The following is a 14,045-nucleotide window of genomic DNA, read 5'->3' as shown; positions in this document are numbered from 1 at the left end:
TCATTGCATGCAGGGTGAAGCGTGACGGCTGCGCTGTAGCGGCATGACGGCCTCCTGTTGAAGGTCACACGCGTGTGGAACGCTCCTTGGAAACAGATGCTGCCACCGCTGAAGGAAGGGCGAAGTGAAGACTGCGCCTCAGTTTCCCTTTGCTGCCGACTTCCCTCGCCCCGATTCGGCTTAACCTCTGCTTCATCCGGCTGACCCTACGGTCTGCCTTCAATCTGCAAGGAACGCACATGCCCCGGTACGCATTCATACGACCGTGGACGCTCGCACTTTCAGCGGCCACGCTCTGCGCCTGCGCACATGCCACCGACCGCACGCCGAATCATCAAGGAACCGACACCATGCCCCCCGCCGTATCCGAGACCACTTCGCCCTCCCCGCTCAACGCCGGGCAGTTGCTGCTGCGCCTGTTGGACCTGATCAAGGCCACAACTTCCACCCGCGAGCTGACCGTCGAACGCCTGTCCGCTGCCATGCAGGCACCGGCGCAGACCTTCGGCCCTGGCCACTTCGGCTACGGCGGCAGGCTGACGCCGGAATGGGGCTATGGCCTGGAAGTGCAGCGGGCCGGCACTGCCGAAGCGCGGCTGGACCTGAACTTCATGGACACCAGCAGCGATCGCAAGGCCTCGGCCACGGCGATCTGCCAGATCGACTTCAACCACTTCGCTTCGGCACTGGATGCCGCCGGCTTCAAGCGCGAGACGGTGCGGGGCGAACACGGCCGGGTGATCTACGAACGCTTCGATCGACCGCAGCTGAGCATCAAGGTCGACACCATGCCCGAGAACCCCCACGCCCTCGGCGACGCCACGCATGCCTGCGTGCGTCTTGTCACCGTGCAGTAAGGGGAGCCATCAATGACGATCCTTTCCGCAGAAACGGAACGCCTGCTGGGCGAATTCGCCAGCAAGACCGACGTCACCAGCGACCAGGTCGACAACCTGCGCAGCGTCATCGCGGGCTCGCCCGTGCTGGCAAAGCAGGTGGACGCCGCCATCGCGGCAGGCCATCTGGAACGCATCGAACTGTTGCCCGCCACAAGCAATGCGGGTGGTACCTACGAGACCGGCACGAAATCCATCAACCTGCCCGCCAGCAGCTTGTCGACCCCGGCGGCGCCGGACAGGTTCGACGCGGCAGAGGTCACCTTCGTGCTCGGTCACGAGATCCAGCATGGTTTCAACGATGCGGATGTCGAGCGAGCCTACGTGCAGTTCGAAGCCGATGTGGAGCAGATCGCAGGACGTACCACCAGCCATGATTACACCGACGCGATCGGCACTCTGCTCGCGGCCAACCGCCGCGATGAGGCATCCTCGAACATCGCAGGCTGGAATGCGCTGGTCAGCCAGGTACGTGCCAGCAACCCGGACGCTACCCTGCGCGACCTGTATGAAGCCAGCACCCGCTCGGCAGACGTCATCCAGTCGCGACCCGGCCCGCCGATCACCTATGCCCCGCACCCGGAGCTGGCCCTCAATGCGGACCTGACCATCTCCCCCACCGCAGCCAACATCGAGGGAATGGCCAGGCACTATTACGATCAGGGCATCAGCACCGGCCTGGGCCATCATGGGAATTCGGACTACCAGAATTTCTACGGCGTCCAGGCGATCGAACTGGCCAGCGGATACGAGGCCGCGAATCCGGCGCCCGACGGCGTCAGCCGGATGGAAGTGAACATGAAGAAGCTGGGCCTGGACGAACGCCTGCTGGAACAGAACGGGCTCAACCTCGGCGAGGGCTCGCCCCCGCGCCAGCCCTACTTCGATACCAGCACCTCGCCGTCGACGCTGCATTACTTCGACCACACCGAAGGCACGCATGCACATGTCCCCATCACCGCACGGCAGGCCTCCGCGGGTGATGCAATGGCGTTGCCGCTTGCGGAAGGCCGTGACCGTTCGCTGCACGAGCAGATCCGCGGCAAGGTAGCGGAGCTGGATGCTGCCAACGGACGCAGTTTCGATGCGTCCAGCGAGCGCCTGAGCGCCAGCCTGCTGGTGCTGGCCCGCGAGAACGGGCTGGACCGTGTCGACCATGTGGTGCTCAGCCGCCAGACCGATGGTGCGGGCGCGGCGCAGAACATCTTCGTGGTGAAAGGGCCGCTGGATGATCCGGCCTCGCTGCGCGCGTCATCGCCCACCGCCGAGGCCGCGCAACGCCCGGTGCAGGACAGCCTGGATACGCTTGCCGTGGTCAACCAGCGACAGGCCGAGCATGCCTCGCAGGATCAGACCCGCACGCAGGTGCAGGAACAGCAGCGTAGTGCGTTGTCACACTGACGGCGCAGGGAGCCGCCGCGGCATCGCCCGGCGCTCCCTTGGCGGCACCCACGCTAGAATGCGCCCATGCGCACCGTACATGCCCTCCGCTACATCACCCCCTTGCGGGAAGGTGGCTCCCTGCCCGCCGTGGTCGAGACCGACGACGACGGCATGGCCGTGCTGAAGTTCCGTGGCGCCGGCCAGGGCCCGAAGGCGCTGATTGCCGAGCTGATTGCCGGTGAAATGGCGCGCACGCTGGGCCTGCCGATCCCGGAAATCCTGTTCGTCGAGCTGGACCGCGAGTTCGCCCGCACCGAACCGGACCCGGAGATCCAGGAGCTGATCCGCGCCAGCGAGGGCCTGAACCTGGGCCTGGACTACCTGCCCGGCGCGATCAACTACGACCCGGCAGCGATGCCGGTGGACGCCGACCTGGCCTCACGCATCGTCTGGTTTGATGCGTTCACCAGCAATGTCGACCGCACCACGCGCAATCCCAACCTGATGGTGTGGCATCGAAAGCTGTACCTGATCGACCACGGTGCGGCCATGTATTTCCATCACGACTGGGCCAACGCCGGCGATGCCTGCGAAAAGCCATTCGTGCTGATCCGCGACCATGTGCTGCTGTCGTTCGCCAGCCACATCGCCGAGGTGGATGCCGAGCTGGCCGCGCGCCTGACCGATGCCGAGATCGAGCGCATCGTCGGCCTGGTGCCGGACAGCTGGCTGGTGAATGAGCCCGCGTTCGACAGCCCACAGGCCTATCGCCAAGGCTATATCGACTATCTCAAGCACCGCCTGAAAGTGCGTGCGGTGTTCGTGCAGGAGGCCATCCGTGCCCACGCTGCACACGTATGACTATGCGGTCATCCGCGTGGTACCGCGGGTGGAGCGCGAAGAGTTCATCAACGTCGGGGTGATCGTGTCCTGCCCCGGTGCACGGCATCTGGAAGCGGCCATCGAGATCGATCCGGCACGCCTGCGGGCCTTCGCGCCGGCGCTGGACCAGGAGGCGCTGCAGCCGTGGCTGGATGCGATCGTGGCGATCTGCCGCGGCGACGCCACCGCCGGACCAATCGCGCAGCTGCCGGCGCGTGCGCGCTTCCATTTCCTCACTGCCAAGCGCAGCTCGGTGGTGCAGATGTCGAGCACGCATGTCGGCCGCACGGCGGACCCGGCGGGTGTGGTGGAACACCTGATGACGAAGATGGTGCGGGTACCGGCGCCGACTGGGTGACGTCGACTGGGTGGCGTCGACTGGGTGGCGTCGACTGGGTGGCGTCGACTGGATAACGTCGACTGCATAGCGTCGACTGGGTAGAGTCGACTGGGTAGAGTCGACTGGGTAGAGTCGACTGGATAGAGTCGACTGGGTAGAGTCGACTGTTAGTCGACTGCCGTTTGCGGAAGGATCGAAGAGCCCGCGCTTCGCGCGATAGTCGACTAACAGTCGACTCTACCCGCGTCCACTCCCCGCTTCCCACATTCAGTGCACGAGTGGACGCTCGGATGCGGTTGCACCTGCGGCAGGAGAAGCCGGCGAAGCCATCAGAACCGGAAACGCCCGCGCAGTGCAGAGCAGCACGCATCCGACAGCCTTCATGGCAGTTCCTTTGCAGGAATCCCTGCACGCATCCTGGAGCAGGCGTCCGCCTGCCGCACCCACGCTACGGGCTCTGCCGAAACACCTCCACCGTTACGTTGAATGCTTCGATGCGCCGCCACTCGGTCCGCTCATACGGCAGCGATTCCACGCCCATTCCGATCTGGTACCTCACCGTGTCTGAACCTTCGCGCCAGGTGTACGGCGCGCCATTGCTCCAGCCACAGCAGGTGTAACGCAACATCGGCATTCCGAACGTCGCATGCAGATACGCTTCGACCCGCTCGGCACGGGCGCCTGCAACGCGATAGTGGGCTTGCATGGGTTTGATGTAGGACGCGTCGTCCTGACTGCAGCCCACGTACTCCAGCCCTGCCGGCTTGCGCCCCATCGCCTGCAGGAAATCCTGGCATTCGATATCAGGTCGCGCCAGGCCATCCGCGCGCCCCTGCATCTCCCACTCGGCCAGCGCCTGCGCAGGGGCCCGGCCGCCGGACAACGTCGCCAGCAGCAGAACGACGAGGGCAGGATGGAATACGGGAACAGACGTCACGGGGCGATCCTTCGCAGAGAGTCGCCGGAATGCTAACCGATGGCCGCGCTATCGCCGCGCCATGCTCTGCTCGCTGAACCGTGCAGCACAGAAGTCCAGGAAGCTGCGCAGTTTGGGGGTCAGCTGGCGATCGCGCGGGTACAGCAGATTGATCCAGGTCGACACGGGCACGAACGCCGGCAGCACCTCCACCAGTTCACCGCGCGCGAGTGCAGCGGCCAACATCTCGTGCGGCTGCAGGATCAACCCCAGACCACCCACGGCCGCTGTCAACAGCGGCTCGGCCTGGTTGACCATGAAGCGGCTGGACACCGGCACGCTCAACACGCTGCCATCGGCATCGCGGAAGCTCCAGCGGGTGCGGATGATCGAATGCGCGAAGCCCAGGCACTCGTGCCGGCTCAGGTCACTCGGGTGGGTAATCGGCGGACGCGACGCCAGGTAGGCCGGCGATGCGCACAGCACCAGCGGATACGGCCCCAACCGCCGCGCCACCAGTCCGCTGTCGGCCAGGTCACCGGTGCGGAACACCAGGTCGTAGCCTTCTTCGACGATGTTGACCAGGCTGTTGGACAGATTCAGATCGACCTGCACGTCTGGATACTGCTGCATGTAGGCCACCACCGCCGGGCCCAGCGCATGCACGCCGAAGGTGACCGGCGCACTGATGCGCAGGCGCCCCATCGGCCGCCCGCGCGCCACTTCGGCCAGCTGCTCGGCCCCCTCCACTTCCTCCAGGATCACCCGCGCCCGCGCCAGGAACGCCTGGCCGAAGTCGGTCAGGCTCTGCTTGCGCGTGGTGCGGTTGAGCAGGCGTACACCCAGATGCTGCTCCAGCGCCTGGATGTGCTTGCCAACCAGCTGTGGCGAGAGATCCAACGCGTCTGCGGCGGCGGCGAAGGAGCCGACCTCGGCCACCTTGGCGAAGGTCCTCAGGGGAACGATCAGGTCCATTGCAAACAATTATTTTTCAATGAAACGCCAGATTACCCCTTATTCTGGATGCAGACTACGCGCACAGTAGCGCTCACCCTTTCGCCGGCGCCCTCGCCGGCCCTTCCTCGGAGCCCCCCATGAGCCAGGTTGTCCGCATCCACGAATATGGCACTGCCGATGTACTGCGCATCGACGATATCGACGTTCCCGCCCCCGCCCCWGACGAAGTCCAGATCCGGGTGAAGGCGATCGGCCTGAACCGCGCCGAGGTGATGTTCCGAAACGGCGCCTACCTGCAGGAAGCGCAGTTCCCCAGCCGCCTGGGCTACGAAGCGGCCGGCGTGGTTGAAGCCGTCGGCAGTACCGTGAGCGGATTCACTGCGGGCGATGCGGTCAGCGTGGTTCCGCCGCTGGATATCGCGCGCTGGGGCACCTACGGCGAACTGGCCAACGTGCCGGCACGACTGGTGGTCAAGCATCCGCAGGCACTGGACTTTGAAACGGCCGCTGCCGTGTGGATGCAGTACGTCACCGCCTGGGGGGCGCTGCTGGAGCAGGCGCATCTGGCCGCCGGGGATTTCGTCATCATCACCGCCGCAAGCAGCAGCGTCGGCCTGGCTGCCATCCAGATCGCCAATGCAGTAGGCGCCACGCCGATCGCTGTGACCCGTGGCCCGGGCAAGCGCCAGGCCCTGCTTGATGCCGGCGCCGCCCACGTCATCGCCACCCAGGAGCAGGATCTGGCGGCCGAAGTGGCGCGCATCACCGGCGGCGCAGGTGCCCGCGTGGTGTTCGATCCGATCGGTGGCCCGCAGTTCAACGCGTTGACCGAAGCGATGGCGCGCGGTGGCATCCTGCTGGAGTACGGCGCGCTGAGCAGCGAACCCACGCCGTTCCCGTTGTTCAACGTGCTGGGCAAGTCGCTGACGTTGAAAGGCTACCTGTACTCGGAGATCGTTTCCGACGATGCCGCGCTGGCGCGTGCCAAAGCCTTCATCGTCGACGGCCTGGACAAGGGCACGCTGGCACCGAAGATCGCCAAGGTGTTCCCGTTCGCACAGATCCAGGAGGCACACCGTTACCTGGAATCGAACGAGCAGATCGGCAAGGTGGTGGTGACGGTGTAACCCGTCAGCAGACCGGCCAGGTAGAGTCGACTGTCAGTCGACTATCGCGCGAAGCGCGGGCTTTCCAGCGTTGGCGAGAAGAGCAGTCGGCTGCAGAAGCATGCAGTCGYCTGGAATCGRRCGAAYCCGTCAGTADACCGACGAGGTAGAGTCGACTGTCAGTCGACTATCGCGCGAAGCGCGGGCTTTCCAGCGTTGGCGAGAAGAGCAGTCGACTGCAGAAGCATGCKGTCGTCTGGAATCGAGCGAATCCGTCAGTAGACCGACGAGGTAGAGTCGACTGTCAGTCGACTATCGCGTGAAGCGCGGGCTTTCCAGCGTTGGCGAGAAGAGCAGTCGGCTGCAGAAGCATGCAGTCGYCTGGAATCGRRCGAAYCCGTCAGTAAACCGACGAGGTAGAGTCGACTGTCAGTCGACTATCGCGCGAAGCGCGGGCTTTCCAGCGTTGGCGAGAAGAGCAGTCGACTAACAGTCGACTCTACCCAGTCGGTTCGGCCCAGTCGGCCGCAGAAGCACGCAGTCGCGCGGAATCGCGCGAACCCGTCAGTAGACCGACGAGGTAGAGTTGGCCGTATCAGTGTTCATCCTCGTGGGCCGACTCCAGCTCGCTCAGCGGCCAGCGACACCATCCGTACGGATGGTCACCGACCTGCGCGGCAAGACCCGCCCGAACGGGATTTGCCAGAATGTAGCCGGCGTGCCGCCGCAGGGACACGTCACTGCGGATCGCATGATCGTGATAACCCGCCTGCCATATTGCACCCTGGCTCCCTCGCCGTCGGTTGATCAGAAAACTGCTGCGCGCCTTGAAGCGCTGCACGCAGTAGCCCAGCGAATGGCCACGTAGTTGAGCCAGCCAGTGGATATGATCCGGCATGATGACCCAGGCAAGCGACGCAGTCAGGCCTTCCCGGTCCATCGATCCAAGGAGCTGCATGGCAAGGTCGGCATTGGCAGGGCAATCGAAGACGCGATGGCGGTTCCGGCACACCATGGTGATGGTGTAGACATTGCCGACGATGGATCGCCGGCCGGCAAGCAGTTGAGAGCTGGGCATGGGTTCGAGAATGCCCGCCAGGATGGATTCCCGACATCGGCTCACTACCAATGTCAGGATCAGAGATCATCTCGATACGGCGTCCGGGGACGTGGAGTCGCTCGGGTAGCGTCGACTGCTGATCGACTATCGCGTGAGCCGCTGGCTTTCCAGCGCAATCGCGAAGAGCAGTCGACTAACAGTCGACTCTACCCAGTCGGCTCTACCCAGTCGGCTCTACCCAGTCGGCTCTACCCAGTCGGTTCTACCCTTCAGGCTCTATCTGGGCAGTGCAAACGCCATCACGTAATCACCCTTCGGTGTCTCCATGAAATGGTGGCCGCCGGCCATGATCACCACGTACTGGCGGCCGCCCTGTTCGTACACCATCGGGTTGGCCTGCCCACCGGCCGGCAGCTTGGCGTGCCACAGTTCCTTGCCGGTCTTCAGATCGATGGCGCGCAGCAGGTCATCGGTGGCGGCGGCGATGAAGATCAGGCCGCTGGCGGTCACCACCGAACCGCCATTGTTCGGTGTGCCGATCTCGATCGGCAGGCCTGAGCGGATGCCGAAGGGTCCATTGCCACGCGCACTGCCGAACGGACGGTCCCACAGCAGCTTGCCGGTGCGCAGGTCGATGGCACGGATGCCGCCATAGGGCGGCTGCTTGCACAGCAGACCGGTGAACGGCAGGCGCCAACCGGCATTGACCTGGATGGCATAAGGCGTGCCCACCTGCGGGTCACCCGCGCCCTCAGCGCCGCCCTTGTCGAACCGGATCTTCTCGCGCGGCAGCCAGCCCAGCCGGTCGGCTTCGGCACGTGGCACCAGTCGGTTGTAGTTGGGCATGTCGTTGTAGTTGGCCACGATCACACCACGGCGCGTATCGACGGACACGCTGCCCCAGTCCGAGCCGCCGTTGTAACCCGGGTACTCGATGGAGTGGCGCTCGCTGCTCGGCGGCGTGTAGAAGCCTTCGTAGTAGGCCTTGCGGAACTGGATGCGGCAGACCAGCTGGTCGATCGGGGTCAGCCCCCACATGTCGCGCTCGGTCAGGTCATGCTCGCGGCGCAGCGTGTGGTACAGAGAGAACAGCTGGGTGGGTGAGCGCTGTTCGGGCTCGACACCGCCCACAGGTACCTTGCGTTCCTCAGCGGCGCTCAGCAGCTGGCCGTTGCGGCGGTCGAGAACGTACAGGTCGCCCTGCTTGGTCGGCAGCAGGAGCGCCGGCACCTTGCCGGCCGCGGTCGGGTAGTCGATCAGGCTGGCCTGTGAACCCAGGTCGTAGTCCCACACATCCTTGCGCACGGCCTGGAAGTGCCAGGCCGGTTTGCCGGTGGCCACATCGATCGCCACCAGCGAGGTCGAATAGCGATTCTGGTTTTCGGTGCGCGAGCCGCTCCAGTAGTCACCGGCGGAGTTGCCCAGCGGCAGGTAGACCAGGCCCAGCGCTTCATCGCCGGTGGCCGTGGTCCACATGTTCGGGGTGCCACGCGTGTAGGTCTGTTCGCGCGGTGGCAGCCCACTGCGCTCGGGCTGGTCCATGTCCCAGGCCCAGCGCAGCTTGCCGGTGACCGCGTCGTAAGCCTGGATCACCCCCGACGGTGCATCGCGGCGCTGGCCGTCCAGCACCTGGTGGCCGGTGACGATCACACCGCGCACGATCGCCGGTGGCGAGGTGATCGACACATAGCCCGGCGGCACCTCGCCCATGCCAAGGGTGATGTCGACCTGGCCGTTGTTGCCAAAGTTGGCGCACGGGCGGCCGCTGTCCGCATCCACCGCGATGATGCGGCCATCGAGCGTGCCTTCGATGATGCGCGCCCAGCACGCAGGGCGGCTGCCTGGCGCCGAACTACGGGTGATCGTCGGCGGCGGCTCGGGCAGGGCCAGATCGGCGGCGAAATCGGCCAGCACCGCATCGACCACGGTCGGTGCGCTCGATTGCTCGTAGTAGCTCACGCCACGGCACGCAGCTGTATAGGGAATCGAAGCGTCCTTCACCTTCGGATCAAACCGCCACAGCTCCCTGCCGCTGCTGGCGTCCAGTGCGATCAAGCGGTTGCGCGCGGTACACAGGTACAGCCGGTCGCCGATCTTCAGTGGCGTGGTTTCCGCGCCCCAGCGCTTCTTCGGCAGGTCGCCGGTGCGGAACTGCCAGGCCAGCTGCAGCGTGGCAACGTTGGCCGGCGTGATCTGCTGCAGGGGCGAATAGCGGGTGGCAGCATTGCTGCGGCCCCAGGCAGGCCAGTCACCGTCGGCAGGCTGGTCGGCCGGCTGCAGGCCGGTGGTATCACGCGTAGGTTCCAGTCCGGCGCTGACCGCGCCTTCCGGGAACGGCTGGTGCCCATCCACTTCACCATGCGGCGCAAAGGCTAGGCCGAAGGCGGCCACGAACACCAGCATCAGCAGGCCAGCCACACTACGCGAAAGACGCTTGGACACCGGTTCGCGCAGGGTCGGTGCCAGCAGCGCCACCACGATGCCCAGGGCTGTAACCAGGCCCAGCCGCGGCACCCAGCGCCAGTAGTCGCTGCCCGACTCCCACCAGGTCCACAGCAGTGTGCCGATGAACACCACCGCGTACAGCAGCGCGCCGCTGCGACGGTTGCCGAACAGCAGGATGCCGCTGGCCAGCAGGCCGAATCCTGCGATGGCGTAGTAGGCCGAACCCCCAAGGCTGAGCAGCCACGCGCCAAGCCCACCGATGACCAGGCCGAGCACGACCAGCAACAGCGACAGCACGGTGACGAGGGGATGGCGCGAGGCGCGGACGGGGACAGGAGCGGACTGCGGCGTGGCGGACATCGTCGATCTCCGGGGCAGCATGCGCCCTTATCCCACCGCACATGTGAAGCGCGCGCGTATTTTCTGGATGGACCTGACCGGGCGATCGTCGACCGGGCAATCGTCGACTCGGCAATCGTCGACTCGGCAATCGTCGACTGGGCGATCGTCGACCGGGCGATCGTCGACTGGGTAGAGTCGACTGGGTAGAGTCGACTGGGTAGAGTCGACTGTTAGTCGACTATCGCGCGCAGCGCGGGTTTTTCATCGCCATGTACAGAGCAGTCGACTAACAGTCGACTCTACCGTAGCGATCGGATGGTCCGWAGCGATCGGATGGTCCGWAGCGATCGGATGGTCCGCAGCDATCGGATGGTCCGCAGCGATCGGATGGTCCGCAGCWATCGGATGGTCCGCAGCGATCAGATGGTCCGCAGCGATCGGATGGTCCGCAGCGATCGGATGGTCCGCAGCGATCGGATGGTCCGCAGCGCTCGGATGGTCCGCAGCGATCGGATGGTCCGCAGCGCTCGGGTGGTCCCTAGCGATCGGATGGTTCGCAGCGATCGGAGAGTCCGCAGCGATCGGAGAGTCCGCAGCGATCGGAGAGTCCGCAGCGATCGGAGAGTCCGCAGCGATCGGAGAGTCCGCAGCGATCGGAGAGTCCAGCACGACCGGAAGGTCCGCAGAAACGACGACGCCGGCACGGGGCCGGCGTCGTCGGGTACTTCTCATCGCGACGGGATCACTCCTGCGCGGCGTCCTCGCTGCTGGCCGCAGCCGGTGCGCCGTCGGTCGCGGCCGGGGCGGCGACAGCCACCTCGTCCTCGTCCTCGTCGATCGAGGCATCCATGCGCTCCACCGCCTGCAGCTTCTCGTCCTTGGACAGGCGGATCAGGGTGACGCCCTGGGTGTTGCGGCCGACGCGGCTGATTTCCGAGCCTCGGGTACGCACCAGGGTGCCGCCATCGGAGATCAGCAGCACTTCGTCGCTGGAGCCCATCAGCACCGCGGCGACCAGCTTGCCGTTGCGCTCGGTGGTCTGGATGCCGATCACGCCCTGGGTGCCACGGCCCTTGCGCGGATAGTCCGGCAGCGGGGTGCGCTTGCCGTAGCCGTTCTCGGTCGCGGTGAGGATGTACTGCACGCTGGCGTCGTCGGCGCCGTCGATCACCGCATCGCCATTGGCGGCAGCTTCCTCGACACCGTTGTCGTCTTCGTTCTCGTCCTCGATGCCACCGGCACTTTCGGCCACGATCAGGCTGACCACTTCCTCCCCGGCCGGCATCTTGATGCCGCGCACGCCGGTGGCGGTACGGCCCATCGAGCGGACCTTGTCCTCGCCGAAGCGCACGGTCTTGCCGTTGGAGGCGAACAGCAGGATGTCGCGCTCACCGTCGGTCAGGCCGACGCCGACCAGCGCATCGCCCTCGTCGAGGTTGATCGCGATCTTGCCGCGGGCCAGACGGAAGGCGAATTCGCTCAGCGGGGTCTTCTTGACCGTACCGTTCTTCGTGGCGAAGAACACGAACTGGCCATCGGCGTACTCGCGCACCGGCAGCACGGCCTGCACGCGTTCACCCGGCTCCAGCGGAATCCAGTTGATGATCGGACGGCCGCGGGCGTTGGAACCGGCTTCGGGCAGCTGGTAGACCGGCAGCCAGAACACCTTGCCCGAACTGGTGAAGGTCAGCAGCGTGTCATGCGTGTTGACCAGCCACAGCTGTTCGATGAAATCCTCTTCCTTGGTGGCCGCCGCACTGCGGCCACGGCCACCACGGCGCTGCGCGCGGTACACGCTGACCGGCTGGCGCTTCACGTAACCGGCGTGCGACACGGTAACCACCACGTCTTCCGGCGCGATCAGGTCGAGGATGTCCAGGTCTTCTTCGCTGTGGCGGATCTCGGTACGACGCTCGTCGCCGAACTCGGCCTTGACGCTGACCAGCTCTTCGCGGATCACCTGCAGCAGGCGGTCGGGATCTTCCAGGATGTGGATCAGCCCGGCGATCACTTCCAGCAGCTGCTTGTACTCGTCGGTCAGGCGGTCCTGCTCCAGCCCGGTCAGGCGATGCAGGCGCATTTCCAGGATCTGGGTGGCCTGGATCTCGGTCAGCTGGTAGCCGCCCTCGATCAGGCCCACGCCCTTGGGCAGGTCTTCCGGGCGCGAGGCTTCGGCACCGGCAGCACCCAGCATGGCACCGACCAGGCCCGGCTCCCACACGCGCGCCAGCATGCGCTCGCGTGCTTCGTTCGGGTTCGGCGAGGTCTTGATCAGTTCGATCATCTCGTCGATGTTGGCCAGCGCGACGGTCAGGCCTTCCAGCACGTGGGCACGGGCGCGCGCCTTGCGCAGCTCGAACACGGTGCGGCGGGTGACCACTTCGCGACGGTGGCGGACGAAGGCCTCCAGCATCTGCTTGAGGTTCATCAACTGCGGGCGGCCGTCGACCAGCGCCACCATGTTGATGCCGAACACCGATTCCATCTGCGTCTGCTGGTACAGGTTGTTCAGCACAACCTCGGCAGATTCACCGCGCTTGATCTCGATGTAGATGCGCATGCCGTCCTTGTCGGACTCATCGCGCAGCTCGCTGATGCCTTCGATCTTCTTTTCCTTGACCAGCTCGGCGATCTTCTCGATCAGACGCGCCTTGTTCACCTGGTAAGGAATTTCAGTGACGATGATCGATTCGCGGCCGTTGTCGGCCACTTCGATATCGGCCTTGGCACGGATGCGCACGCGGCCACGGCCGGTGCGGTAGCCGGCGACGATGCCGGCGGTGCCATTGATGATGCCGGCGGTCGGGAAATCCGGGCCCGGGATGTACTCCATCAGGCCGTCGACATCGATTTCCGGGTTGTCGATCAGCGCGATGCAGGCGTTGATCGATTCGCTCAGGTTGTGCGGCGGGATGTTGGTCGCCATGCCCACCGCGATACCGGCCGAACCATTGACCAGCAGGTTCGGGAACCGGGTCGGCATGACCGTCGGCTCCAGTTCCTTTTCGTCGTAGTTGGGCTGGAAATCGACGGTTTCCTTGTCGATATCGGCCATCAGCTCATGCGCGAGGCGCGACATGCGCGCTTCGGTGTATCGCATCGCCGCGGCGGAGTCGCCATCGATGGAGCCGAAGTTACCCTGGCCATCGACCAGCATGTAGCGCAGCGAGAACGGCTGTGCCAGGCGCACCAGCGTGTCGTACACCGACTGATCGCCATGCGGGTGGTACTTACCGATGACGTCACCGACGATACGCGCCGACTTGAAGTAGGGCTTGTTGCTGTGCGCGTTCAGCTCATTCATCGCGAACAGCACGCGGCGATGCACCGGCTTGAGGCCGTCGCGCGCATCCGGCAGCGCACGGCCCACGATCACGCTCATGGCGTAATCGAGGTAGCTCTTGCGCATCTCGTCTTCCAGGTTGACCTGGATGATTTCCTTGGCGGTTTCTGCCATTCGGGTTCCGTTGTCTGGTAGCGGTCCAGTCCGGCGCAGCCCTCTGCGGGAGGGGGTCGTGCCGGAACCTCGATTCAACCTGTGGATACTACCACAACAGGCCGTTTTCCGCCTCCCTTTACGGGGATTTTACCTGCACAAATCAGGAACTTAGGGGGCTGCCGGCCAGCGGCCGGCACTACCGGTGCCGGGGKGGGGGGGGGGGGGGGGGGGGGGGGGGGGGGCGGCCCCCCCCCCCCCCCCCCCCCCCCGGGGGGGGCG

General features: G+C 65.4%; 10 protein-coding genes. 5 read left to right on the top strand and 5 right to left on the bottom strand.

The features are described from left to right. Window positions 1–350 precede the first annotated feature (350 nt). From D7T59_RS18820 to D7T59_RS18805, 4 genes are all read left to right on the top strand, one after another. Window positions 351–857, top strand: coding sequence for a hypothetical protein (locus D7T59_RS18820; protein ID WP_258013189.1), 507 nt, complete (start codon window positions 351–353; stop codon window positions 855–857). 12 nt (window positions 858–869) lie between these two features. Next, window positions 870–2,297, top strand: coding sequence for an XVIPCD domain-containing protein (locus D7T59_RS18815; RefSeq protein WP_180853235.1), 1,428 nt, complete (start codon window positions 870–872; stop codon window positions 2,295–2,297). 66 nt (window positions 2,298–2,363) lie between these two features. Beyond that, window positions 2,364–3,140 (top strand): HipA family kinase, encoded by a 777-nt coding sequence (locus tag D7T59_RS18810; protein WP_094000959.1) that lies wholly within the window; start codon window positions 2,364–2,366, stop codon window positions 3,138–3,140. After that, entirely contained in the window at window positions 3,118–3,519 is a 402-nt protein-coding gene (locus D7T59_RS18805) for a DUF3037 domain-containing protein (RefSeq protein WP_049430090.1), read from the top strand. Before D7T59_RS18810 ends, D7T59_RS18805 begins: the two co-directional genes overlap by 23 nt. A 430-nt stretch (window positions 3,520–3,949) precedes the next feature. On the opposite strand, the gene D7T59_RS18800 is transcribed toward D7T59_RS18805, so the two are convergent. Together D7T59_RS18800 and D7T59_RS18795 are read right to left on the bottom strand one after the other, a co-directional pair. Beyond that, window positions 3,950–4,438, bottom strand: a complete 489-nt coding sequence (locus D7T59_RS18800; RefSeq protein WP_343203089.1) for a DUF4952 domain-containing protein — start codon at window positions 4,436–4,438, stop codon at window positions 3,950–3,952. A 48-nt stretch (window positions 4,439–4,486) separates the two neighbouring features. Next, window positions 4,487–5,392 (bottom strand): LysR substrate-binding domain-containing protein, encoded by a 906-nt coding sequence (locus D7T59_RS18795; protein WP_180853234.1) that lies wholly within the window; start codon window positions 5,390–5,392, stop codon window positions 4,487–4,489. Window positions 5,393–5,511: 119 nt separating this feature from the next. Between D7T59_RS18795 and D7T59_RS18790 the strand changes: the two genes are divergently transcribed. Continuing rightward, the gene (locus tag D7T59_RS18790; protein ID WP_180853233.1) at window positions 5,512–6,501 is read left to right on the top strand and encodes a zinc-dependent alcohol dehydrogenase family protein; all 990 of its coding nucleotides are present in this window, start codon (window positions 5,512–5,514) and stop codon (window positions 6,499–6,501) included. Window positions 6,502–7,075: 574 nt separating this feature from the next. Here D7T59_RS18790 and D7T59_RS18785 read toward each other — a convergent pair. From D7T59_RS18785 to gyrA, 3 genes are all read right to left on the bottom strand, one after another. Continuing rightward, window positions 7,076–7,558 (bottom strand): REP-associated tyrosine transposase, encoded by a 483-nt coding sequence (locus D7T59_RS18785; protein ID WP_180853232.1) that lies wholly within the window; start codon window positions 7,556–7,558, stop codon window positions 7,076–7,078. A 258-nt stretch (window positions 7,559–7,816) separates the two neighbouring features. Continuing rightward, window positions 7,817–10,345, bottom strand: a complete 2,529-nt coding sequence (locus D7T59_RS18780) for a membrane-bound PQQ-dependent dehydrogenase, glucose/quinate/shikimate family (RefSeq protein WP_180853231.1) — start codon at window positions 10,343–10,345, stop codon at window positions 7,817–7,819. 724 nt (window positions 10,346–11,069) lie between these two features. Continuing rightward, window positions 11,070–13,784 carry a DNA gyrase subunit A gene (gene gyrA / locus D7T59_RS18775; RefSeq protein ID WP_180853527.1) on the bottom strand — a complete coding sequence of 905 codons (2,715 nt, stop codon included), beginning with the start codon at window positions 13,782–13,784 and terminating at the stop codon, window positions 11,070–11,072. Window positions 13,785–14,045: the final 261 nt, after the last annotated feature.

The organism is Stenotrophomonas maltophilia, from assembly GCF_013464915.1.
Lineage (GTDB): Bacteria > Pseudomonadota > Gammaproteobacteria > Xanthomonadales > Xanthomonadaceae > Stenotrophomonas > Stenotrophomonas maltophilia_AT.
Note: the sequence above shows the minus strand (reverse complement) of the source record. Positions and strands in the feature narration are given on the sequence as shown.